Source organism: Spirosoma gilvum (assembly GCF_054776815.1).
Genome location: NZ_BAAHBH010000014.1, coordinates 35,870 through 59,037, shown reverse-complemented (window position 1 = coordinate 59,037; position 23,168 = coordinate 35,870). Strand labels below are relative to the sequence as shown.

Below are 23,168 nucleotides of genomic sequence, written 5' to 3'. Positions count from 1 at the left end.
ACACATCGGCAAGCGAAGGAAACCTTAATTCAACTCATAATCAGGACATGGAGCAACCAGACATCCACACAGCGGTCGAATCGCTGGTTGGCAAGCGAATTTTGATCACCGGCGGTACCACTGGTATTGGCCGGGCCATTGCCCGTTTACTCAGTTCCTATGGGGCCAGCATTTTCACCTTTGGACGAGAGGAAGGGCCGTTAACTGAAGTCATCAACGAAATTCGGCACGCAGGCGGTCAAGCCCAGGGTATGGTAGCTGATAGCGCTAGTGCCGACGATATACAGCGGGTCTTTCAGGAGGTTGACAACAGTTTAGGAGGACTCGATGTGCTGATCAATTGCGCAGCCCTGGCCGCTGGGTCAATCGACGAAATGGATGATCGGGACTGGCGCTATGTGGTCGAAACGAACCTGGTCGGCTATCTGGCAACGACCAAAGAAGCCCTGAACCGAATGAAACCCCAGCAGCAGGGGCATATCGTCCTGGTGGGTTCTATGAGTGCCGATGTTCGGGAAGAGGGCAGTTCGGTCTACGTAGCCACCAAGTCGGCGATTCAGGGGTTTGCCGAAAGCCTGCGTAAAGAAATCAATAAAGAAGGCATCAAGATTAGCCTGGTCGAACCGGGAGCTGTTGGGTCGGATATGCAGCCGACAACACCCGATGAAGAGCGTGAACGTCAGCAAAATGGCGATATGCTTCGAGCCGAAGACATCGCCGTCTGCGTACATTATATCCTGACCCAACCTAAACGCTGCGACGTGGTTTCGGTACAGATACGACCTCATCTACAACTTATCTAATCATGTTAGTATGGCTTTTTCGGTTGATCAGCTCGTTTTAACCCCGAATGATATAGACCTGACGTACTCACCTCTCCGGGAAACGATCCGGGAAAAAACCTACGTGCTGGGCGCGTTTAACCCCGGTCTGGCCCGCCTGCCCAATGGAAACTTACTCATTATGGTTCGGGTTGCCGAAGCACTCAACCAACCGATCATTGGCGAACTGATTCACGCCATCCGCTGGGATGAGCAGGCGGGTTACCAGCTGGATGCCTACCCGCTCCACAGCGTCAATGCGGCCGATCCCCGGAAGTTTCAGTTGCTGGGCTACCCCTACAAAGTGATGGCGCTCACCTCACTGTCGTGGCTATTACCCGTTGAACTGACAGCCGATGGCACCCGGATCGTGCAGATTCATTACGACAAAATCATCGCCCCGCAACGCGCCTACCAGGAATACGGGGTAGAAGACGCCCGCATTACCCAGATTGACGGAACCTATTACATGACCACCTGCTCAGTCAGTTCGGAGCGGCACTCAACTACGCTCTATACATCCAGCGACGGACTCAACTACAGGCTGGAAGGCATCATACTCGATCATCAAAACAAAGATATGGTCCTTTTCGAAGGTAAAATCGACGGACTGTTTCATGCGCTGACCCGGCCACTAGGCGACTTGTATTTTGCCACCCAACCAGCCAGTCTCTATTACCCCGGCCCCACGATCAACCTTGCCCAGTCGCCGGATAGCCTGCACTGGAAACCCGTCGATGCGCCGTTGATCCGCGCTCGCAAAGGGTCGGCTTCAACGATGAAACTTGGTGGTGGGACTCAACCCATTCTCACCGATCAGGGATGGCTATTGCTATACCACGGGGTTCAGTTACAGGGGGTGGTTGGTATATATCGTACCTTCTGGGCGTTGCTGGATACTCAAAACCCCAGCCATATCCTTCATCTGGACGATAGCCAGCCGGTACTTGAAGCCAACCCAGCCCTGACGGAGCCAATCCGGGATCAGATGTATTTGTCGGATGTGGTATTCACTACCGGCATCGTCGATGCGGGCGATGCGTATATTGTTGCTTCGGGCGAATGCGATCTGGCCTGTCGCATCACTCACCTCCCCAAAAGCCTATTTACGATAGAAGCCTAAGCGCCAATGCAGATGAGGTGTAGAGAGTCAATGAACAAAAATGAAACTACTTTCTGCACATCCGCTTTGTCGATTGGGTTGAGCTGGCAGATACCCACCCGAGCAGTTAATGCAATATTAATTTGATTATCAACTTATTATGTCTACCTTTAACACAATCAGTTCACACTGAGTTTCTTCTCCGTCACCTACATTCTCATCTGTCGGTCAAGTTTCTCCTCATCCGATAGACTTATGAACCCGGAAACGCTGGTATCAATGAATACCCAGGCCCGTCAGCGATTCAGTCAACATTGTCACGCATTGACCAATCGGATTATTAGTCTACAAACCAGCAACGAACAACTTTCCGGCCAGCTAGAAACCCTCATTCAAAAGAAGGTACTGCTGATTGATCGACTTAAGACAGCCTTAGCAAGATAGAGTTGCAAGAAAGCCATTGTAAAGACAAAGCTTTCTTCGCTTTGCTCGTCGGTTTCCGTTTTATCATAAACTTACATACCGAACCTGATAACGATGTAGCTTCGTACGCTAAATCCATATTGGCTTCCAGGCATGAAACCAGCCCTATTTTTCCTTCTGCTTTTAATGGCTCACTCCGGCCTGACCCAACCCAGACTAACTCCCGTACATAAGCCTGACATTCCTTCATCTGCCAGATATACCGGCCAGCTTAAACAAGCCGTTCGCTGGACCGACAATACCGGAGATCAGTTAGTGATTCTGACCGAAACCGGCCCGCAACAGTCGACAAAAGGTCAGGACGATTATCGGGAAGCTGCCTTATATGCCTATCATTATGCACTCGACGCTAGCGGCAGTCGGCTGACCTGGAAAGTGTATGATTTCGTAACGGAATGCCCCGTTGATATTGAGCTTTATTTTGTTGCTAAGACCTTCGCGGTAACCGACTTAAATAAAGACGGCAAAGCGGAAGTATGGCTCATGTACAAATCGGGCTGCCATGGCGATGTTAGTCCGATTTCCATGAAAATCATTATGTACGAGAATGGCAAGAAGTATGCAGTCAGGGGAGAAACTCGTGTGAAAGTGTCTGCAACCGAGTACATGGGAGGCAGCTATAGTTTCGATGCCGCGTTCAAAAGTGCTCCATCGCTATTCCGGCAATATGCCTCAACGCTTTGGCAACAACATCAACAGGAGACCTACACCAACTAGCTTCTGTTCGTTCGGTTTATTAGTAGATACGTTCGCGGCTTGGTACACTTCATCCAGTCAGCGATCAGGTCAATTTTAATTTTATCAGGCAAGTTGTACCTGGGGTTGTACATACCCCTCCCACTGTTCACGAGCGGAATGGCTGGATTTGAGTTCTTCAACTACTTCATGAATCCGTCGGCGCCCGATGGGGAGGACGGCCCCATTCTGCATCGTTATCTGCGCTATAATACAGGAAATAACGTGGCAACTATGAACATAATCCGGATTTATGAGGCTGGCCTTATGAATTCGGATGAAGTGTGGCCACCGGGTATGATACCATTTCAAGGTCCTACTGGACAGGATAACTGATCCGTTTTGAAGATAAACCGAACTATAATTTACATCCCCCGTCAGGTAAATCACCTGGCTAGGGTCAAACTTATGCTGGATTTGGGCAGCCGCTAAACGTTTCATGAGTAAGGTAAGAACACTGGTTGGCACAGCAATATACTACACTAAAATTTTGTTACCAAATTTTATTTTTGATAACTAATAATAAACTATGATAATTTATTATTAATATTAAGTACAAAAACAAGGCACAATCATTTATTTAATTTCAATTTTTCTTACTAAAGCCAATACCTGAAGAAAGCCTTATCGGTAGTGTCGTTAAAGGCTACAATTTTTACTGTTCAACTAACCCTATCATCAGGGCAAGACTGCTCGCCAGACTGTGGCACGGCTGATTCCATAGTTGATAGTCAGACGCTTGTATAAGCCGTGCCACAGTTTACAATGCACGCTCATCAGGGCAGATAAGGCCACAGGCTAATCAGACTAGATTCGCATAAAACAGACCCAGTCAAAGCGGCTGGGCCTGTTTTAATTACCGTCAAATTTTATTAGCACTTTAGCGAGACTATATAGTCTATAGGCAAATTAGCCAAAACAGAGGGTAATTACAGACGCTCACTAAGGTATTTCTTACGAAACCTCAGAAAATCTTTCTGAACCGATCCGCTTATCAACTTCTCCTGTGAAATTCTGGCCTGATTACCCGCTCATAGCTCAGGGTTGGCCACTACACTACCCTACCTGTTAGCTACAGAATAAGAGGAGTTTATTCTGCCAACAGCGGATCATACTACCATTCAGACAAAGGCTTACTCAATCCAGACAACGATTCTGTCAATTGAATCAAAGGCACCCTGTGAATTGTGCTGGCAGGCAGGACCTTTGAGCAAGCTACGTGTAGCAAAGAGCAATTCTATTCATTCGAATCTAATCATGTAAAGTCATGAAAAATGTATTTTTTCTATTGTATGGGACCCTGTTCAGTCTCCTCCTCTCCTGCAACAAGCCGGGCACTGAGTCGGTCGGTCCTGATCCATCGAGTCCCGAACGTGGGGTTGTTAAAGGCCGGGTTGTTGATGCTCAGGGGCTTCCTGTCCGCAATGCCGAAATCGTTGCCAGTAGTACAGATTATTACAGCAAAACCTCAACGGGTTATACCGACGCTGATGGGTACTACCGGTTTACGATCCCAACCGGTATCGCCGAAGGCTCATATAGCGCTGATGGCACCCTGACAATCGCCTATCATGGCAAACAAGTCAAAGTGGCCCTGTATCGGTCCGATAGCCGTGTCTTTTCGGCCTATGATGGAGCTGTTCGAAATTTTGTCTTTCGCCTGACGGGTCCCCGCAGTCCCGACGACGATGACTATGCCACTCCTTTAGGCGCTACGCTGGAAGTACATCCTCACCCCGGTCGTGTCGACGCTAGTCAGGTCGATATAATCCTGGAACCGGTTGGTGCGTTACTCGACGGCAGTACCGGCAAGAAACTAACCCTACCACTCGGCGATGGTAGTACTGACCTGGAAGACATTCCGCTGGGGTACTATAAAATCACGGCCCGAAATCGATCGACGGGTCAATTGTTGGGCGTGAAAATAAAGGATACGTCTGCTCAGTATACTTCATCGCTGACATCCCTCTTTGAAGACGACAATTTCGAAGGCAGTACAGAATTCAGGCTGGTTCTGCTGGTCGATACGCTATAAACTTACGGTCTGTTTGCCGGCTTTCAGGGGTAACGATTTGCCTTTCCAGCGTAAGGTACCCGTCAGATTAGCCGGTAAAGTTACACTGCCAGTCAAGCCGCCTGTCGATGTTTTCTGGAACTGCACGCCAATCTCGCCCAGGGGGTGCGGCATTTTACCATCCACCGTTGTCAGTTCACCCAGGAATGGCTCGATCCGCACGGTCCGAAAACCCGGTTCGCCTGGGCGAATGCCGCAGGTAATGGACAAAAACTCGTACAAAGGCGATGCACTCCAGGCATGACAATCGGAGCGGGTCGGTTCGGGATTTTCGGCAAAGGTGGTCAGTCCCATTGCGAGCATATCCCGCCAGGGTTTTAGCTGAGCAATGAACTGGTCGCCCATACCCGTTTTTTTCAGCGCTTCGAACAAATAAAACTTGAAGTAAAACGTAGCCTGCGTTAGTGAGGTATCGGCCATGGTTTTCTGTAACAGGTTCTTTTGCTGCTCAACCGGAACGGCGTTGGTCAGTACGGCCAGTATGTTGGCATGCTGACTGAACGAGTTTTTATCCGGTGTATCGGCAAACAGACTACGGCTGGCATCCCAGCATTGCTCGTTAACGGCTTTACTGAGTCGACGGGCCAGTTCGCGGTAGTGTTCGGCCCGTTCGTTCTGGCCGTAATGCGCCAGCAAATCGCCCGCCCGCATGTACGTGTAGGCTTGTTGCAGCGACAGAATACTCGAACCGCCCTTCCGCGCGCCGTTCGGAACTCCACCCGAAATCTCGTCCTTTGCATTTTTCCACTTCGACCAGTCGACAAAGTTCCACCATTCCAGCGGCCCGTTTAGCCCTGTTTTTGCAATCCGCTGTTCGTGCCAGTCCAGTACACTCAGCATACCCGGCAGAAGCGCCTTTATAAACGCATCGTCCTGCCGGTGCATCCAGTAGTCATGAATCATGCAAACCCAGAATAATGAAAACGTCGGAATCACCTGCAAATCGACCGAAGGGTAACGGCTTTGTGTCAGCCCATCGCTGAATCGGCTGTGGTCGTAATCCATGATGGCCTTGCGCATTAGCCGATCATCGCCCGATACATACAGCGAAATCAGGGCCTGAATGCGCGTATCGCCCGTGTACTGCAACTGCTCGTAGTAGGGGCAATCGTAGTAGGTTTCACCCGCACAGAGCCGGGCCGTTCGCCAGCCTACGTTCCAGAGCGATTTCAGCGTCGTATCGCTGGTTGTAAACTGCGCTTTCTCATCAAACGGATAGCCTGTAAACCGCCCGATCAAATCGTCTAAAACAAGCGGTTCGTCTTTCGTTTCTACCGTCAGTTGCAGGTAGCGATAGGTGCGGAACCAGAGGGGGCGAAACGTCCGTTTATCGGTTCCATCCGCCACAAACTGATCATCGAAACCGCGTAGGGTTCGCCCATTTACCTCATTCCGATTTCCTTTCTGGCCTTTGGCATCGATCAGTGCTTCGGCGTAAGAGAGGGTAACCACGGCTCCCTTTCCTTTGCTGACTGTCAATTCAGGATACGCGTTGGTCAAATTGCCCTGATCGAGCAAAAACACCGCCTTCGTATTCTTCGACACCGTCACGGGTGAATTCCCCTGCAAAAATGAATCGTCCATTTTTCCATTCTCCGTCCGTCGAACACTGGCCAGTCGAATGGGTTTCTCCTCCATCATCGGAATGGTTCGGGGCACTAATCCCCAGTTGCCATCCGACCCCAGGCCACGCGGTTTTGCCGGGAAGCCAAACGCCTTTGCAGCTACCCAGGCTTTGTCGTCAAAGGTTGGCAGTTCCCAACCCCACGGATACTGTGCCGCATCGACCCGGTCGCCATCGCCCATCACGATGTAGGTACGCAGTTTGGGAATGTCGTTTTTAATGGGCGAATAGGCGAGGTTATGAAACACCTTCCAACTGGCATCGGTATTGGCGATTTTTTCGGCATCGGTATCGCCCTGAACGATGAACCCAAGCTGGTAACTCATCTGCGCAAAGGGTGCTCCCTCGCCCATGTACCACACCTGTGCCGCCAGTACATTCCGACCGGCCTGTAAGTACGGAGCTAAATCCAGTGTTTCGTAGTTCCAGTTCAGCAAATCGCTGCGAGCGGGGCCCAGCGCAATAGCCTTCCCATTCACAAAAAACCGATAACGATTATCGGCTGATACATGCACCACAAACCGGGCGGGCTTTTGGGCCAGGTCGATGGCTTTACGAAAATGATAAATACCATATTGACGGGCTGAAGTGGTTGGTGGTTGGCCGGTGCCATGAACAATCCACCGGGCCGACCAGTATTGCGAGGTCCAGGGCGATGGGGTCGAAGGCGTTTGAGCAACGGCAACAACCGAAACAAAGAAGAGCAGGGCAAGAAAACGAGCATTCATACCTACAAAAGTGAGCAATTCAGAGAAAATAATGCTGGTCGTTGGCTCGAAACCTGTTGCAAATCATAAGAACCGATAACTTGCAACAGGTTTCGTCGGCCCTTCCTGTCTGTCCGGCGATTCCGTAAAATCTAATTCCATCCAATAAGCGAATGTATTTTCTTGGATTCGACCTCGGCAGCTCGTCTGTCAAAGCCTGTTTGATTGAAGCCGAAAGCGGCAAAGCTGTTGCATCGGCTTTTTTTCCTCAACCCGAAATGGTGATTGAAGCACCGCAGCCGGGTTTTGCCGAACAGCAACCCGACATCTGGTGGCAAAACGCCTGTTTGGCAAGCAAAGCCGTTATGCAGCAGGCAGCTATTCAACCCGGCGACGTAAAAGCCATCGGCATTTCGTACCAGATGCACGGGCTGGTGGTTGTCGACAAGGATTTCAATGTATTACGCCCATCCATCATCTGGTGCGACAGCCGGGCTGTACCCTATGGCAATGCCGCGTTTGATGCACTCGGCCACGAACGGACCTTACACCATCTGCTCAACTCACCGGGCAATTTTACAGCCGCTAAACTGGCTTGGGTAAAAGCCAACGAGCCGGATGTATACGCGCAGGTTGCCCACTTTATGCTCCCTGGCGACTATCTGGCGGCCCGCATGACTGGCGACATTGTGACGACGGCCTCTGGTCTGTCGGAAGGAGCCTTCTGGGATTTTCAAGCCAATGAACCTGCGCAATTTTTACTAGACTATTTCGGATTTGACTCGGGGCTTATTCCAGCTATCAAACCCACCTTTGCGCCACAGGGGGAACTATCAGCTTCAGCAGCCGCTGAACTGGGCCTTGCCGCCGGTACGCCCGTAACGTACCGAGCAGGCGACCAACCCAACAATGCCCTGTCGCTGAATGTGATGGAACCGGGGCAAATTGCCGCCACGGCAGGAACATCGGGCGTTGTGTATGGCGTTAGCGATCAGGCAAAATACGATCCACAATCACGGGTAAATACCTTCCTGCACGTGAGTCATACGGCCGAAGCGCCACGGTATGGCGTGTTGCTGTGCGTAAACGGTACGGGCATTCTGAATAGCTGGCTTCGAAACCAGGTGCTGGGCCGCTCGATCAGCTATGCCGACATGAACGTGCTGGCTCACGAAGCGCCTATTGGTGCTGATGGCCTGGTTTGCCTTCCCTTTGGTAACGGAGCCGAACGGATGCTCGAAAATGCCGATCTGGGGGCTTCGTTTCATGGCCTGCAACTGACCCGTCATGGCTTGCCTCACCTGATTCGGGCCGCGCAGGAAGGGATTGTGTTTGCCCTATATTACGGCATCCAGATCATGGAGAGTGTGGGTGTCGGACTGCAAACGATCCGGGCGGGCGAAGCCAACATGTTCCTGAGTCCGCTTTTCCGGGACACTTTAGCCAACCTGACGGGTGCTACCATTGAGTTATACAACACTGATGGCGCTCAGGGAGCCGCTCGTGGAGCCGGACTGGGCCTTGGTTATTACAAAAATGCACAGGAAGCCTTTTCGGGCCTTCACGTTACGAAAACCATTGAACCCGACATGCGGGCGCAGGAAGCGTATCGGAACGCCTACGAGCAGTGGTTGTCAAAATTGGACTCTCATTAAAGCAACGTTATTAAACAGTTTGTATATTCACGCAAAAACACACCATGAAACAGCTAGCTTTACTCTTAATGCTATCGGCAGGAGTTTGGGGTTGTATGCCGAATGTTCAGGTTGTTACATTGCGGGGCTCGAATGTTAGTCCTTCGCAGGAAGGGTTGGTGCTGGATAATGATACGCTTACTCTCCGCTACAATTTCGCCAGCGAGCGAGGGTTGATGCATCTTACTGTATTAAACAAACTGAACAAGCCCCTGTATGTCGATTGGAAACGCTCGTCGTTTATCATTGGGCAGGACAAAGTCGATTATTGGTCTGATGTGTCTGATGTCAATTTAACCGGTTCTGCATCGCGATATAGTCGCTATGCCTCCCCCGTCTATCTGAGTGGGACAATTAGTAAACAAGATCCGATTGCCTTCATTCCGCCCCAAACCAGGCTCGAAAAGAAGCAGTTTATTGTGGTTCCGCAAGGCAGTGTACGCCTAACGGGCCCATCTACTACGGAACAGGAAAAAGCGAAGTGGACCGATCGAAAAAAGCCCGTCGATATTATCAATTACGCGTATTCGGTCGATCAGTCGCCGTTAACGTTCCGTAATTACCTGACGCTTTCGACCGATAAGGATTTCAAGACCGAATTCACCATCGATACCAAGTTCTGGGCCTCTGGCGTGAAAGTGCTCCCTCGTGATCAGATTCTTAGTCAGCAATCTACCAGCAGTTATGACGGAAGAGGCTATTACATACCCGCAGACTTCAAACAGCCTGATGCTTTTTACGTCCAATTACCGACTCAATAACCGATAAACTCATTTACGAACAACGTACGTCAATGAACCCTATTTTCGCCAAACTGAATTACAGAGCCCAGTCTGAAATTGCTGTAATTAACGCACCCGACGAGTTTTTACCCGTTATGGATGAAATGCGCTCACTGGCTACGATTGTCACCGAACCCGATCAAATTCAGGCTGGTACGTTTGCCATTGCTTTTGTCAAAACACAGAAAGAAGTGGATGCGATCAGCCAGCAGGTAAGCGAAAAAATACAGGGCGATGGCCTGCTTTGGCTGGCTTACCCGAAAGGATCATCGAAAAAATACAAATGCGATTTCAACCGTGATACGGGCTGGGCTACCCTTGGTCAGTTAGGTTTTGAGCCAGTCCGAATGGTAGCCATCGATAACGACTGGAGCGCCCTGCGATTCCGGCGGGCCGAATACATTAAAAAAATGACCCGTAACGAAAGCGGAGCCCTTTCCGAACAAGGCAAAGCCAAAGTACGTGGGGAAGCGTAACGTTGATTGACGTTTGTGGTGTCAGATGCCCACATCTGACACCGTGAGGTTTCTCAAAACCGAACAAAAAGAACCACTCGGTTTTGAGAAACCTCACGGGTCGGGTTTAAGAACCCGACCTCACGTACAGCATTTTAAACCGTAACCTAAACTTGATTAAACGATGTACACAATCATTGGACTGGGAGGCATCGAGCTTATGTTTATTTTACTCGTTGGTGGATTCTTACTTATTCTTCCCATTATGGCGCTGGTCGATGTGGTTCGCAGTGAATTCCGTGGACCAAACGATAAGCTGGTCTGGGTTATTATCGTTGTTTTCCTTAACATTATAGGCGCTTTACTCTATTTCTTTATTGGACGAAACCAGCGTATCTCATGAAATTACTCCTATCGATTATCGGGCTATGCCTGGCTATGTCTTCCTTTGCTCAGTCGCAGGATGAAGCGGCTGTCAAAACAACCATTAACCTGATGTTTGATGGCATGCGTAAAAGCGATTCCACGCAGATCAAGAATGCGTTTATGCCCGGTGCTTCGCTGCAAACCATTGCCCGGAATAAAGAAGGTGTAATTTCGGTCCGCAACGAAGACATTGGAAAATTCGCGACTTCGGTGGCCAAGTATCCAGCCTTTACGCTCGATGAACGCCTGTCGGGTATGGAGATAAAGATTGATGCTGAGTTAGCAACAGCCTGGACACCCTATGTTTTTTATCTGAAGGATCAGAAAAGTCACTGCGGTGTGAATGCCTTTACGCTCGTGAAAGTAAACGGCAACTGGAAAATTCAGAACATCATCGATACCCGTCGGAAAGACAATTGCCCGGATCTACCAAAACCCTAAACGTATTACGATAAACCCCAATTCGGTGGCCGTTTTTCCAGAAAAGCGGCCATACCTTCTTTGGCATCAGGCGTTTGCTGAAGCTGCTGAAATTGCTCGTACAGAAAAGCCTGCTGTTCACTCGATGGCAGGCTTTTTAATTGCTGAAACGCCCGAAGTCCAAACTGCATAGCTGTGGGCGAAAATTGTTTTAACTCATTGACCAGGTCAGCCACCCCACGATCCAGTTCATTCGTCGGTACCACATGCGTAACCAATCCCACGGCCTTCGCATCAATCGCGGAGAGCGTTTGTGCCCGTAAGCATAAGTCTAATGCCGTACGGGCAGGCATAATCTCAAGTAACACAGCCAGTACCTGGAATGGGAACAACCCGCGTTTTACTTCCGGCAAACTAAACGTTGTGGCTTCAGACACCACCACATAGGTACTTCCTCCTACCAGCAAAAACCCACCGGCATATACCGGACCCTGCACGCGTGCAATACAGGGCTTATGTAAACCCGCTATCAACTCGCCCAGTCGAACAGGTCCCGATGGTTCGGGTACGGTAGGCTTTTCGCCATCGCCCAGCGAAAGACTTTTCAGGTCCATACCGGCGCAAAACGTATCACCTTCGGCCGCCAATACTACGATCCAAACATCGTGATTGTAATGCGCATAAGCCAGCGAAAACGCCAGCTCGGCCAGCATCGGCGGATGCAACGCATTCTTCTTCTGAGGTCGGTTGAGCTTGATGGTCAACACATGATCATCGAGCGTGGTGAGCAGGTAGCGAAACCCTTCAGCGGGCATCTGAGCAGCTTGTTCGGCAGTGTATAACATGGCTGAAAGGTAGGAAATTACCGTTTACAAAATCTTTTCAGAGCCGATATATGGTTATGTACTCATTTTGAGTTATGTGGATAAATAAAGCTTTTCCTATACTTACCCATGAGAACCATTACGCTTCTGTGCCTGATGCTGTTAGGCATTACAGCCGTTCGTGCAACGCATTTGCTGGGGGGCTATGTCCAGGCAACTCCGATTTCTGGCCCTTCCCTTACGTATCGGGTTTCAGCCGTGCTCTACATGGATGAGATCCGTGGGAAACAGGCAGCCGATCAGGCTAATGCCATCCAGCTCTGCCTGGGCGATGGCACCACCGCCACTGCCTATCGAGCCAATCGACTTATCACCAACGACAATACCACCAGTATCAACAGTTACACCCTCATCCATACCTACTCAGCTCCCAGTACGTATACGGTAAGTTTTGTGTTGTCGAGCCGAACTGGTGTTCAGAATATTACCAACGCCGATACGCAACTCTTCTCGCTGAATACAACATTTCTAATTAATTCATCCAACTCAAACCAAACCCCAACAGCAGGCTTTCCCCAACTTCGTATTGGTACTGCCCGAAAGGCTACCCTCCTGCTGAAAGCAACTGATGCGGATGGCGATAGCCTGGTTTATGAGCTGGCAAAACCACTGGCGGGTATTGAGCCATGCGGTTGGAAAGCAGTACCTTCTTACCGATTTCCGAACGATATTACTCAGCAAGGCACGTTTAAATTGAATAGTCAAACGGGCGACCTCGTATGGGATGCTCCGGTAGCACTCGGTTATTACAGCATTTCGCTGCTGATTAGTGAGTACCGAAAAGGGGTGCAGATCAGTCAAACAACGCAGGAAATCACCGTGATTGTCGAAGATCAGCCGGGCAGTACGACACCCATTCCACCCTACGAACCCGCCACTGCTGGTACGGGCAGCATCGTCACCGAAACCGTTCTTTATTCCGACCCCGACATTATGTTCGTGACGTTTCCAAATCCAGTCGAGAGTCGTTTGCAAGTGGTTCTTCAGACGAGTAACCCAACGACGGCAACGCTGCAACTGTCGGACGTAAATGGCAAAAAACTTCAGGAATTAATCTTTAATCAAGCGGCCCGTCAACATGAACAAATCATGGGAATGGACGGCCTTAAGCCAGGAATTTATCTGCTCCGTGCCGATGTGAATGGACGTTCTTTCCTGAGGAAACTGATTAAAAAGTAATGCGACCACGCCAGCAATTCAACCAGTCCCTTATCGATGAAAACGTTCCTGCTTATTTGTTCAGCGTTGGTTAGTACGCAAGTGGTTCAGGCCACACATTTACTAGGTGGGTATATTCAGGCCAAATCAGTGGCGGGGTCGGCGCTGACCTACGAAGTAACACTGGTGCTGTATATGAATACCAGCACAGCCGCTACTTCTCAAACCACGTCTTCACTCATCTGTTTTGGCGATGGGAGTTCGGCCACAGCTACCCGCGTAAGTCAGCAAGCTGTTACGCTCAGTTCACCAGGCCTCTACTCAGGAGTTACCATTAGCCAGTATCGAATCATTCATACCTATGCTGGCCCAGGGACTTACACGCTAGCGACATCAATAGCCAATCGAACGCCTTCTAAAAACATTCTCAATAGCGACACGCAACAGGAGCCACTTACGTTAACAACGACCTTTTCAACAGTCTCAGCCAGTAACCAAACGCCAACCCTATCGATTCCGGCGACTGGATTTGAAGTTGCCCTGGCGCAGAAGGCTGTACTTTCGCTAAAAGCTACGGATGCCGATGGTGACAGTCTGGTCTATGAATTAGCCAAAGCCTCAACCAGCAACGCCAACGACGCATGCAATTACCATTTCCTATCCACCTACCAGTTTCCCAACGACCTGACTCATCAGGGGACATATAAACTGAATAGCCGAACCGGAGAATTCGTCTGGGATGCGCCTGTTCAACAAGGCTATTATAGCATCGTGTACACCGTCAACGAATACCGAAATGGAGTTCTAATTAGCCAGACGACGCAGGAAATCCCACTGGTTGTCGAAGACCGTCCTGGCACTCCTACACCTATCCCATCTTACGAACCGGCCATTCTGGGCAATGGCAGCGTCGTAACAGGTACCACACCTTATGCCGACCCCGACATCCTGTTTGTTACATTCCCAAATCCGGTCGATGGTCCAATGCAGGTTGTGATTCGGACCAGTAACCCGACAACAGCCACGATTCAACTGACGGATGTAAACGGCCGAAAAGTACACGAGTTGACGTTTTCGAAAGCATCGCGCCAACACGAGCAGGTCATTGGCATGGATAGCCTCACACCCGGTGTCTATATGATCCGCGCTGACGTCAATGGCCGGTCGTTGCTCCGAAAGATTGTGAAACGATGATGTTTGTCATGAACTGTGTCATGCTGACTACACTGTAATTTAAGTTTGCTTGCGTTTATCCTCCACGGTCTGTGTCCTCACAGAACGTTCATCCGGCAGGCAAACCAGGCTGGCGCACAAGCGGTCTGTGCGGACACAGACCGCGGGGAGGGCTCTCGTTTGTACTATTGGAAAACTTACATTACTAGTGTACTGACGAAGGAAGCATGACAAAACAAATTCAAAACAATTGCTTCCAGGTACCTTTCATCCAGTTGTATTTCAGTGTACTAGGGAGCGCCCGCCAGAAATATTTGTTCACCTCAACGGCAAAAGATGGCTGCATATAGCAGTTAATGGCGCAGCCTTCGCAGCCCGGCAAGCGACCTTCCAGGGCCACTAGTTTCTGCACGTCGTCGGAGCGGTAGAGGTCGTATAGGTTATTGTCAATGAGGAATTCTTTCAGTCCTAAATGATAGCAGGGCAGCACGAGCTTGTTCTCAGGCGAGATGACAATGGTGGTACTGCCCGCCCGACAAACGGGGTCTTCGACCTGATTACCTCCATTGCGTCGAAGCTGAATAAACGCGTCGTTCAGGTAAACATTCGACTGCTTCCCCCACCACGACATCTGCCGCAGCGCATCGTCTGAAAACCGCTGCCCCGTCTCGACTGTGTTGTACTCAAAAACCGGATTCAGGATCAGGACCAGGTCGTTTGGCCGACAGATTTCTTCCTGTAGCTGCCTGATCTGATGAACGTTGTGCTCAAATACAGTAAACAGAATATCAGGCCGTTCGCCCAGTTTTCGGGCAATGGCAATGGACTCCATCACCTTATCGAAGCACTTTACCCCACGAGATCGGTCATGTTCTTCAGCAACGGGCGAATCGAGCGAAAAGTGAAGCATATCGACCAAACCACGGAGCCGTTCGGCCTGTTTGGGGTACAGCAGCGCATTAGTGGTTACGGTCGTAATAAAGCCAAGCCGTTTGGCTTCCTGGAGTAGTTCGGGTAGTTGGCGGTGTAACAAAGGCTCACCACCCGTAAAATCGATAACCCGTACGCCCAGTCGTTTTAAGTCCCGCAGATTCTGGCGGACGTTTTCGAGCGTAACGTACGGAGAAGGCCGCTCCCATATATCGCAAAAACTACAGGTCGCATTGCAGCGATAGGTAATGTAGTAGTTGCAAAGAACCGGATGGGAGATTAGGCGCATGAGAAAGGAGCGAGGAGTTAGGAGCGAGTAGTGAGGAGTGAGAATGGCTGACGCATTAAGAAAAATATGCGCCAGCCATTCTCACTCCTCACTACTCGCTCCTAACTCCTAATAAGATTACACCAACATCCTAAACAACGTCACGACTTTCTCTTTCAGGTCTTTTCGATCGACGATGAAATCGAGGAAGCCGTGTTCGAGAACAAATTCGGCGCTCTGAAAACCTTTGGGCAGATCTTTACCGATGGTTTCGCGAATAACGCGGGGGCCTGCAAAACCGATCAGTGCTTCTGGTTCGGCAATATTGAAATCGCCCAGCATAGCATACGAAGCCGTAACGCCACCCGTGGTCGGATCGGTCAGGAGCGAGATATAAGGCAGTTTCGCTTTGTCCAGCAAGGCAAGCTTGGCCGATGTTTTGGCCATTTGCATCAGCGAAAAACCGGCTTCCATCATCCGGGCACCACCCGACCGAGAAATCATCAGAAAGGGCGTTTTGGTGGCAATGGCATGATCGATGGCTCGGGCAATCTTTTCGCCGACAACCGATCCCATCGAACCACCAATAAAGTTAAAATCCATGACGGCCATCGTAACGGTCAATCCGTTCATGGGGCCATAGGCCGTGCGCACCGCATCTTTGAGTCCGGTTTTCTCAATGGTCGATTTAATCCGTGCTGGGTAGGGCTTGGTATCGACAAATTTGAGTGGGTCGGCCGAGCGCATATTGGCGTCGAGTTCAGTGAACTCATTATCGTCAAACAGCAGCGAGAAATAGGCTTCCGAGCCAATTTTTTCGTGGTAATTGCAATGAATGCAGGTATAGGCATTGAGTTTATGCTCCCGCGTTTGCATTGCTTTTTTACAATTTGGGCATTGATACCACAACCCGTCGGGAGCTTCCCGCTTCATTTCGGTTGGAGTTTGAATACCCTTATCTTTTCGGACGAACCAGGACATTTTTCAGTTTGCGATTTTCTGGAAAGGGTCGTAAAGGTACGAAGAAAACAAGACCATCCTCTTAAAGTTACTGCTATAGTCAATCATCCAACTGTCGAATAGTTATAGAATCATCCTGTTCGACCTAAAACCAGATAGTCGTTTTTACGGCATATGGCTTTTTTATGCCCAATAAACGTGTTGTTTTGTGGTCATGAAACATATATTCACCGTTTTACTGCTGGGCGTTACCTTCTCGGCTTTCAGTCAGGCTTCGGTAGCCTACTACCCGTTCAATAGCCTGGTCACGGTCAGTACAAACGCAGACCGGGCTTTCTGGCTCGATGCCCGAATGCAAACGAACACCGTATTTGGCTCACTCAGCACCACTCTATGCCCGATGATCAACGTGGCCCGGAAACCACAGGTCAATTACTACACAGGGCTAGGTGTGCGATTCAATGTACTCAATAACCTCGACGACCGGGATATTCTGGAAGGGTATTCGCTTCACGTAGGGGTACGCGTGCGCCCACTGACGATGTTCCCCAATTTGCGCGTCGCCTTTGAACTTGCTCCGTACTCGCGCAAAGACTTTAAAACCGGCAATCTTCAGTCATTCCTGGGCCTGGTCTATCAGTTTAGCAAAAAACCAAAGCCTGCACAATAGGGTATCCATTACTGAACCGTTCTCCCGTGTCTGTGAGGACACAGACACGAAGATAGATACGGGTATCATCAACGATTCTCAATCTCAGTGGTTTTACTACCTCGCCCCTGCCGGTTGAATACCCGTAATTTGATCAGTCCTTTCGCTGGCAACGGTGTGGTGTACAGCGAGCTGTTCCGAGTGGGTTCTGAGCCGTCGGTGGTGTAGCGAATCTGAAAACCGGGGAATTGAGTATTCGCCAGTACCTTGCCATCGCGTAGGATCATCCCTGCGTTTGGAATCCGGTAGTTAGCTCCACCATGAACGGAATCGAGCCGGGGGAGTTCACGCTTACCCAATTGGTTGGCAAAAACAGACCAGTCTTTTCGATAGAGCGTTGCGGCAGTCAGGCTGTCTTTTTCGGTTGCCCAGGCCGGGCTCCGCGCCCACGAACGCTCGGCCAAAGCCAGCAAACGGGGTAGAATCATGTAGTCGAGCAGGGAATCGGACACCATGTTTTCGCTCCATAACGCCCCTTTCATTCCGACAATATGTTGCTGACCAGTAGGTGTTAATCGCTCTTTCCGATCAAAATAGCTGGCCGGTCGAGCGTTGCCGGTTACGTCGATACGGTTGTTTTTAAAATAGTCGAAGGGAATAAAGCTGTAGAGTTTATCAATATCCAGATAGCCAATCCAGGCATCCCCCGGTTCCTGAAATCCCGTACGGTTGGGCAGGTCGAAATATAAGTACTCGAAGCAGGCCAGCACGGTTGGATAACCGGCATTAGCGATTCGATAGGGCATATCTTCATTGCCCCCCATATTCCACCAGGCATCCAGCAACACCCGGTCATTGAGATAACCGGCTTCCTGTTTTACCTGCCGGGCTTGCGTAACGGGCGCTTCCTGAACCACCAGTTCTTCCCAGCCTTCCATTGTGAGCCCACGCGCTTTGAGCATATCCTTCACTCGACCGAAGAAATACCTCGACAAGGCATGTCCCGATTTGATCGAATCGGCTAGTTGCGCGTTCGCGCGGATCGCTGGCGACTGCTCCCAGGCTCCATGCGGTACTTCATCACCGCCAACATGCATCATTGACAAGGACGCTCCAGCTTCGGTATACATTCGCCGGACCTCATCGATTACTTTTTCAACAAACTGATACGTTGACGGCAGCGCAATGTTCATCACGTTATCGTTAAAACGCTGTGGACTGCTGTAGTGTGAACTATCCTGTGATTCATCGAGACGAAAGCGATTGGCCTCTGTTTCATTGCCCACTTTTCGATAGGTCTCATACCGATACCGCATAGCTTTGATGGCGGCCCGTGCATGTCCCGGCATTTCCAGTTCAGGAATTACACGGATGTGTCGTTGAGTAGCATACCGCAAGATCTCGATAAAATCAGCCTTTGTGTAAAAGCCACTTCCATACGAATGCTCGGCATCAGCTCCTGACCCGTAGGACGGTTGTAACTGTTGATAAGCCGCAAACGGATACCCGCGTTTGGCTCCTACTGTCGTTAGTTCGGGCAGTCCGGGAATTTCCAGCCGCCAGCCCTCGTCGTCCGTTAGATGAAAATGAAACACATTCAGCTTATACAACGCCATGACATCCAGCAACTTCAGAATGGCCTCCTTTCGATGAAAATTACGGCCAACATCGAGCATAAACCCCCGATAGGCAAAACGGGGTGCATCCGACACGGTTACAATCGGCAACTGGATCGTAGCCGAAGGTGACTGCCAAACCGTAGGTGGCAATAACTCCTTAAGCGACTGAATACCATAAAAAATACCCGCGCCATCCGCTGCGGTGATCAGGATTTGCTTTCCCTTTGTGACGAGCTGATAGGCTTCGGAAGTCATTGTTGCCCGTTGCAGTCGGATCGTAGCCGATTTATTTTCTGACGGATTCACCGCTACGTTTCGGCCGGTAAACCGTTGAAGCTCTTCGGCCAGGTAGTTGGCTTCGGGGAGAAATGAAGGGTCGGTCGAAATGGTAACGGCACCACTCAGCACAAAAGAACCTTTATCCTCCTGATACCGAACAGGGGCTGGCAGAATCTTAGGCAGTGCTGATTCTGGAATATCTGCTGTGTATTGGTTATCCGCATAGGCACGAGCGGCATCCGCGAACGACCATTTCTCAGCCTCCGGCAAAGGACCAATCGAAACCGTTTTTAGAGCAATCGCCTGTTGCGGTGCGGCATCATTGACCCAGAACAATCCCGACGGCACATCCTGATAGTTACCAATACGCCGACCGCCCACAAAATCCATTCTGGCCGATTCGCCCGAACCCAACCCATGGAAAGCCGTTGTTGGTGCGATATAAAATAGGTCGCCATTAACGTGTTGAATGGTAAAGTTTGGGTTAAGGGATGTAAGGGCAATATCATGATACCGCAGGCTAAAGTAGAGTTTCCAACCCGATGTGGGTACCGGAGTTGCGCTGGTATTCTTTAGGGTAAGGCTGGCCAGAAACTGGGGCTTTTCCTGATAGCGGTTTTGGCCGAGTTGCCAGCTTACCTGCACGGCACGGGCGTCGAACGACTCATTTTTTTGCGCCCAACCCGAATGCGTCATGAACAGGCTTAGCCAACCTAGATAGAATACAACGGTTCTGTGTTGCATCGCTTTCACAAATGGGCTCATTTTCGCACCAGTTTATCCCGAATTTCGCGCCAGGTAATCAGTTTGATGTTGTTTTTCTTTAGGAGTTCGCCACATGCCGGACTCATGAAAAAGTCGAAATCCTTTTGCCGCCACTCACTATGATAAATGGTATAACCCATCGTCACGGCCCGCATCTCGTCGGAATCATAACAGGTATGAATCAGCAGGCAATGTAGCCCTGGTTGCAGGTTGTTCAGGACTTTTTCGTAATACTGCGCCATACCGGCCTGATGATCGGCAGGGAGGGCCATGTAAATATTATCGACCACCACATCCTGCCCGTTCACAAAACTGCCCAGATTATCATAGCCACCGACCATCTTCAAATGTTCTTTGTTCAGCAGCACCGGCACGCGGTATTCGCGACCTAGTTTGATGTAAGCCGCCAGAAATTCGGGTTTCATCAGTACGGCTCCCATGTGCGTGTCGAAATGGGTTGGATCGACTCCAAAGGCTTTGGCTCGTTCGATCTGCGCCCGAAGTTCCCGCTCTACTTCTGATCCAACGCCGTTCTGACCCAGAGTTTTCGAGGTTTCATGCAGGTATTCCTGTTGATCCATCAGGCTTTTAACCTCGTTTTTCGACGTTACCGGCCCCCATTTATATAACTTCCATTCGCTGGTCAACGTAAAATGCAGGCCCAGGTCTTTCGTAGGATTTTTTTTGGCATAGTCGGCGATTTCGGGAAACCACGGGCAGGGCACCATAATACTACCCGAATTAACATAGCCCGATTCCATGATTTTGATCGAGGCCATGTTTTCGGCATGGGTTACGCCTATGTCGTCCGCGTGAATAATCAGTAATTTGGTGTTTTTGGGATAACCGAGTCGTTCCTGCATCGTCAGGTTTTGCGCCACTAACAGGTTACTGACCAGGCATCCCAGCCATAAGAATAATGGTTTCATGGGTTTATTGTGTTTGCGAACAATGGGTAAGGAGAACTACACTTTAACGAATAGTTTGCGCTTGTAAAACCAGACCAGAATGCCAAACCAGATGAACAGATACGTAATAGCTCCTGCCAGCGACGCGTTTTTGGGATCAGCGAAGTAGGGCAGAAACAGGTGATTGTAGAGCCACTCTTTGAGGTTTACCTGCGGATGGTCGACATTGCCGGGTTGGGCAACATGAATCATGAGCAACGCCCGTGGAATAATACCCGACACGAAAAAGACCACAATCGGATTCATACCGAAAATGACAAAGGGCTTTGTCCAGGCTCCGCCTAACTCCTTGACCTCAATCAGGTAATAAAGAATTCCGAGTATGACCAGGGCGATGCCAGCAGCATACAACACATATGAGCTGCTCCACAGAATTTTGTTGATCGGCAACGACGTATTCCACAGTAGCCCAACCAGAATACCAACCATACCAGCCCCCAGCAAATACATCGCCTTCTTGCTTTTCGCAAACGAATTGGCAAGAAGCTGCCCCGTAAACACGCCAATTAACCCCGTGCCGATGGCCGGAATTGTACTCAGCGTACCCTCCGGATCCCAGGTTTTGGAAACCGTCCAGACATGGTGTGGCAACAACACGCTATCTAACCAGGCCGATAAGTTAGTCGCTTTTTCATAATTGGCCGGACCGATGCCCGGTACAGGAATCAACGCCATAGCTGCCCAATAACCCAGCAGACAGACCAGCCCGACAATCAATTGAGTAGTGGTAGAGGTGGTCAGGTAAAGGATAGAGATAATCAGATAGACAATGGCAATGCGCTGCAATACGCCCGGAATCCGAACATCGTTATAAGCCTCAAAGCCGCCATAGGCCAGCACCATCATGAAGACAAACAGTCCGATGGCTACATACAACTGCCTCCTACGGTCATAGTCGTCAAGCAACAGCACCATAATGATCGCTGTAATGACCAGACGGACCAGCAACAATGGAACGCCGTCAAGCGAACCTACCGTAATACTGAGGAAGAAGTTCTGAAACAATCCCAGCAGGAAAATCCGAAAAAAACGAGTCACAATCTTTTCGAGAACAACCGCATTGAACCGCCGTTCGGGCATCGACAACACTGTCGAAATTCCCACAATAAAAAGGAAAGACGGGAAGACCAGATCCGTTGGCGTGCAGCCGTGCCACTCGGCATGTTTGAGCGGGGCGTAAATGGTTGCCCAGTCGCCGGGGTTGTTCACAATGGTCATGAGCATGACCGTCATACCCCGAAATACATCGAGGGAGGTCAGTCGGCTCGTTAGTCGCGACCTAAGGCCCGCCTTGCTTTCGGTCGCGATTTCGGGAGACGTGGAGCTAGCGGGCGTCATAGATGATCGGATTTAAGGCGCTGTCGGCGGTGGTTCCTATCGCTTTACTCTGCAACCAGGTTTTCCAGTCGGCGATCCGATTGTCGTTATCCGGTTCAGCAACCTGTATGTCCTTATCCATATAAATCATGGTCATGACCCGACGCGCCTGCGACGAGCTGTTGGCCCCCGCCCGGTGGAAGGTCCAGCCTGCGTGAAAACTAACTTCCCCTAATTCAAAAGGCGTTTCATTGACCGGAAAGGTCTTTAAGGTTTCGGCAATCTGCTTTTCTGACTCATCCGATATTCTGAGATCCCGGCCTATATTGACCGACTGACTGCGTTCGGCAAACGCCAGAGGTCCCATTTCATACGGTGTGTCCTGAAACGGAATCCAGACAGTAATGGTCTTATCGCTCGACAGTGGCCAGTAGTATTGATCGGCATGCCAGGGCGTTATGCCGCCCGAGGGTTCTTTGTACAAAGCCTGGTCGTGGTAGAGTCGCACGCCCTCAACGCCCATCAGTTTGGCCGCAATTCGGGCCAGTCGCCGGGAGAAGACAAACGTTTTGATCTCGTCATTCTCGCGCCAGAGATTCATCACCTGTAAAAACGCCCGTTCGTAGGTGGTCCGTTCTTCCATCGGCTTGATAAGCGTATTCAGCTTAAACACCCATTCGGTAATCAAATCACCGTAGTGAGCCAGTACCTCGGGACTAAGAACGTGTTTGAGTTTTACATAGCCATTTTCCCGGTAAAAGGTAATGGACTCTGTCGACAAGGCATACGGTTCGTCAAGTTGCGCCTGTAGATTTTCAGTTGAGTTACTTATCATGGTTCGCGTTGGGGTTGATACTCAATTCGTACCTTAAAAT

The 23,168-nt window shown here is 50.1% G+C and carries 22 protein-coding genes; 13 read left to right on the top strand and 9 right to left on the bottom strand.

The genetic code is table 11. The features are described 5' to 3' along the window. The first annotated feature begins 47 nt into the window (after window positions 1–47). The 4 genes from ACYVFD_RS29750 to ACYVFD_RS29735 all read left to right on the top strand — a co-directional run bounded on the left by ACYVFD_RS29750 (window position 48) and on the right by ACYVFD_RS29735 (window position 3,123). Window positions 48–803, top strand: coding sequence for an SDR family oxidoreductase (locus tag ACYVFD_RS29750; RefSeq protein ID WP_461094195.1), 756 nt, complete (start codon window positions 48–50; stop codon window positions 801–803). A gap of 10 nt (window positions 804–813) precedes the next feature. Beyond that, window positions 814–1,944, top strand: a complete 1,131-nt coding sequence (locus ACYVFD_RS29745) for a glycoside hydrolase family 130 protein (RefSeq protein ID WP_461094193.1) — start codon at window positions 814–816, stop codon at window positions 1,942–1,944. A gap of 234 nt (window positions 1,945–2,178) precedes the next feature. Then, window positions 2,179–2,367, top strand: a complete 189-nt coding sequence (locus ACYVFD_RS29740) for a hypothetical protein (RefSeq protein WP_461094191.1) — start codon at window positions 2,179–2,181, stop codon at window positions 2,365–2,367. A 132-nt stretch (window positions 2,368–2,499) separates the two neighbouring features. Further along, complete coding sequence (locus tag ACYVFD_RS29735; protein WP_461094189.1) at window positions 2,500–3,123, top strand: M949_RS01915 family surface polysaccharide biosynthesis protein; 624 nt, start codon at window positions 2,500–2,502, stop codon at window positions 3,121–3,123. 84 nt (window positions 3,124–3,207) lie between these two features. On the opposite strand, the gene ACYVFD_RS29730 is transcribed toward ACYVFD_RS29735, so the two are convergent. Continuing rightward, window positions 3,208–3,582: a LytTR family transcriptional regulator DNA-binding domain-containing protein gene (locus ACYVFD_RS29730; protein ID WP_461094187.1), complete on the bottom strand. Its 375-nt coding sequence runs from the start codon at window positions 3,580–3,582 to the stop codon at window positions 3,208–3,210. An 826-nt stretch (window positions 3,583–4,408) separates the two neighbouring features. Here ACYVFD_RS29730 and ACYVFD_RS29725 point away from each other — a divergent pair. Continuing rightward, window positions 4,409–5,176 (top strand): carboxypeptidase-like regulatory domain-containing protein, encoded by a 768-nt coding sequence (locus ACYVFD_RS29725; protein WP_461094185.1) that lies wholly within the window; start codon window positions 4,409–4,411, stop codon window positions 5,174–5,176. On the opposite strand, the gene ACYVFD_RS29720 is transcribed toward ACYVFD_RS29725, so the two are convergent. Further along, the gene (locus tag ACYVFD_RS29720; RefSeq protein ID WP_461094184.1) at window positions 5,171–7,567 is read right to left on the bottom strand and encodes a family 78 glycoside hydrolase catalytic domain; all 2,397 of its coding nucleotides are present in this window, start codon (window positions 7,565–7,567) and stop codon (window positions 5,171–5,173) included. The two genes, ACYVFD_RS29725 and ACYVFD_RS29720, sit on opposite strands and share 6 nt — an antisense overlap. Window positions 7,568–7,719: 152 nt before the next feature. Here ACYVFD_RS29720 and ACYVFD_RS29715 point away from each other — a divergent pair, with 152 nt between their 5' ends. From ACYVFD_RS29715 to ACYVFD_RS29695, 5 genes are all read left to right on the top strand, one after another. Next, a complete protein-coding gene (locus ACYVFD_RS29715) occupies window positions 7,720–9,201 on the top strand; it encodes a xylulokinase (protein ID WP_461094182.1) in 1,482 nt (493 codons plus the stop codon). A gap of 44 nt (window positions 9,202–9,245) precedes the next feature. Next, complete coding sequence (locus ACYVFD_RS29710; RefSeq protein WP_461094180.1) at window positions 9,246–10,001, top strand: hypothetical protein; 756 nt, start codon at window positions 9,246–9,248, stop codon at window positions 9,999–10,001. Window positions 10,002–10,033: 32 nt separating this feature from the next. After that, the gene (locus tag ACYVFD_RS29705; protein WP_461094178.1) at window positions 10,034–10,498 is read left to right on the top strand and encodes a hypothetical protein; all 465 of its coding nucleotides are present in this window, start codon (window positions 10,034–10,036) and stop codon (window positions 10,496–10,498) included. A gap of 163 nt (window positions 10,499–10,661) precedes the next feature. Further along, a complete protein-coding gene (locus ACYVFD_RS29700; RefSeq protein ID WP_461094176.1) occupies window positions 10,662–10,880 on the top strand; it encodes a PLDc N-terminal domain-containing protein in 219 nt (72 codons plus the stop codon). Next, the gene (locus ACYVFD_RS29695; RefSeq protein ID WP_461094174.1) at window positions 10,877–11,344 is read left to right on the top strand and encodes a nuclear transport factor 2 family protein; all 468 of its coding nucleotides are present in this window, start codon (window positions 10,877–10,879) and stop codon (window positions 11,342–11,344) included. Before ACYVFD_RS29700 ends, ACYVFD_RS29695 begins: the two co-directional genes overlap by 4 nt. Window positions 11,345–11,349: 5 nt before the next feature. Here the strand turns inward: ACYVFD_RS29695 and ACYVFD_RS29690 are convergent, their stop codons facing one another. Continuing rightward, window positions 11,350–12,168, bottom strand: a complete 819-nt coding sequence (locus ACYVFD_RS29690; RefSeq protein WP_461094172.1) for an enoyl-CoA hydratase/isomerase family protein — start codon at window positions 12,166–12,168, stop codon at window positions 11,350–11,352. A gap of 108 nt (window positions 12,169–12,276) precedes the next feature. On the opposite strand from ACYVFD_RS29690, the gene ACYVFD_RS29685 reads away from it, so the two are divergent. Together ACYVFD_RS29685 and ACYVFD_RS29680 are read left to right on the top strand one after the other, a co-directional pair. Next, window positions 12,277–13,386 (top strand): T9SS type A sorting domain-containing protein, encoded by a 1,110-nt coding sequence (locus ACYVFD_RS29685; protein WP_461094170.1) that lies wholly within the window; start codon window positions 12,277–12,279, stop codon window positions 13,384–13,386. A gap of 36 nt (window positions 13,387–13,422) precedes the next feature. Beyond that, the gene (locus tag ACYVFD_RS29680; RefSeq protein WP_461094168.1) at window positions 13,423–14,559 is read left to right on the top strand and encodes a T9SS type A sorting domain-containing protein; all 1,137 of its coding nucleotides are present in this window, start codon (window positions 13,423–13,425) and stop codon (window positions 14,557–14,559) included. A gap of 220 nt (window positions 14,560–14,779) precedes the next feature. On the opposite strand, the gene ACYVFD_RS29675 is transcribed toward ACYVFD_RS29680, so the two are convergent. Both ACYVFD_RS29675 and accD read right to left on the bottom strand, forming a co-directional pair. Further along, complete coding sequence (locus ACYVFD_RS29675; RefSeq protein ID WP_461094166.1) at window positions 14,780–15,757, bottom strand: radical SAM protein; 978 nt, start codon at window positions 15,755–15,757, stop codon at window positions 14,780–14,782. A 117-nt stretch (window positions 15,758–15,874) separates the two neighbouring features. After that, the gene (gene accD / locus ACYVFD_RS29670) at window positions 15,875–16,717 is read right to left on the bottom strand and encodes an acetyl-CoA carboxylase, carboxyltransferase subunit beta (RefSeq protein WP_461094164.1); all 843 of its coding nucleotides are present in this window, start codon (window positions 16,715–16,717) and stop codon (window positions 15,875–15,877) included. Between the two features lie 193 nt (window positions 16,718–16,910). On the opposite strand from accD, the gene ACYVFD_RS29665 reads away from it, so the two are divergent. After that, on the top strand, window positions 16,911–17,366 hold the full coding sequence (locus ACYVFD_RS29665) for a hypothetical protein (RefSeq protein WP_461094162.1): 456 nt from the start codon (window positions 16,911–16,913) through the stop codon (window positions 17,364–17,366). 68 nt (window positions 17,367–17,434) lie between these two features. Here ACYVFD_RS29665 and ACYVFD_RS29660 read toward each other — a convergent pair whose 3' ends face one another. Genes ACYVFD_RS29660 through ACYVFD_RS29645 form a run of 4 tightly spaced genes read right to left on the bottom strand, consistent with a single transcriptional unit; the run spans window position 17,435 to window position 23,128 of the window. Further along, window positions 17,435–20,008: a family 20 glycosylhydrolase gene (locus tag ACYVFD_RS29660; RefSeq protein WP_461094161.1), complete on the bottom strand. Its 2,574-nt coding sequence runs from the start codon at window positions 20,006–20,008 to the stop codon at window positions 17,435–17,437. Beyond that, complete coding sequence (locus tag ACYVFD_RS29655; RefSeq protein ID WP_461094160.1) at window positions 20,005–20,937, bottom strand: polysaccharide deacetylase family protein; 933 nt, start codon at window positions 20,935–20,937, stop codon at window positions 20,005–20,007. Before ACYVFD_RS29655 ends, ACYVFD_RS29660 begins: the two co-directional genes overlap by 4 nt. Window positions 20,938–20,973: 36 nt before the next feature. Further along, a complete protein-coding gene (locus ACYVFD_RS29650; RefSeq protein WP_461094159.1) occupies window positions 20,974–22,314 on the bottom strand; it encodes an acyltransferase family protein in 1,341 nt (446 codons plus the stop codon). Beyond that, the gene (locus tag ACYVFD_RS29645) at window positions 22,301–23,128 is read right to left on the bottom strand and encodes a phytanoyl-CoA dioxygenase family protein (protein WP_461094158.1); all 828 of its coding nucleotides are present in this window, start codon (window positions 23,126–23,128) and stop codon (window positions 22,301–22,303) included. The genes ACYVFD_RS29650 and ACYVFD_RS29645 overlap by 14 nt, the downstream gene beginning before the upstream one ends. Between the last annotated feature and the right edge of the window lie 40 nt (window positions 23,129–23,168).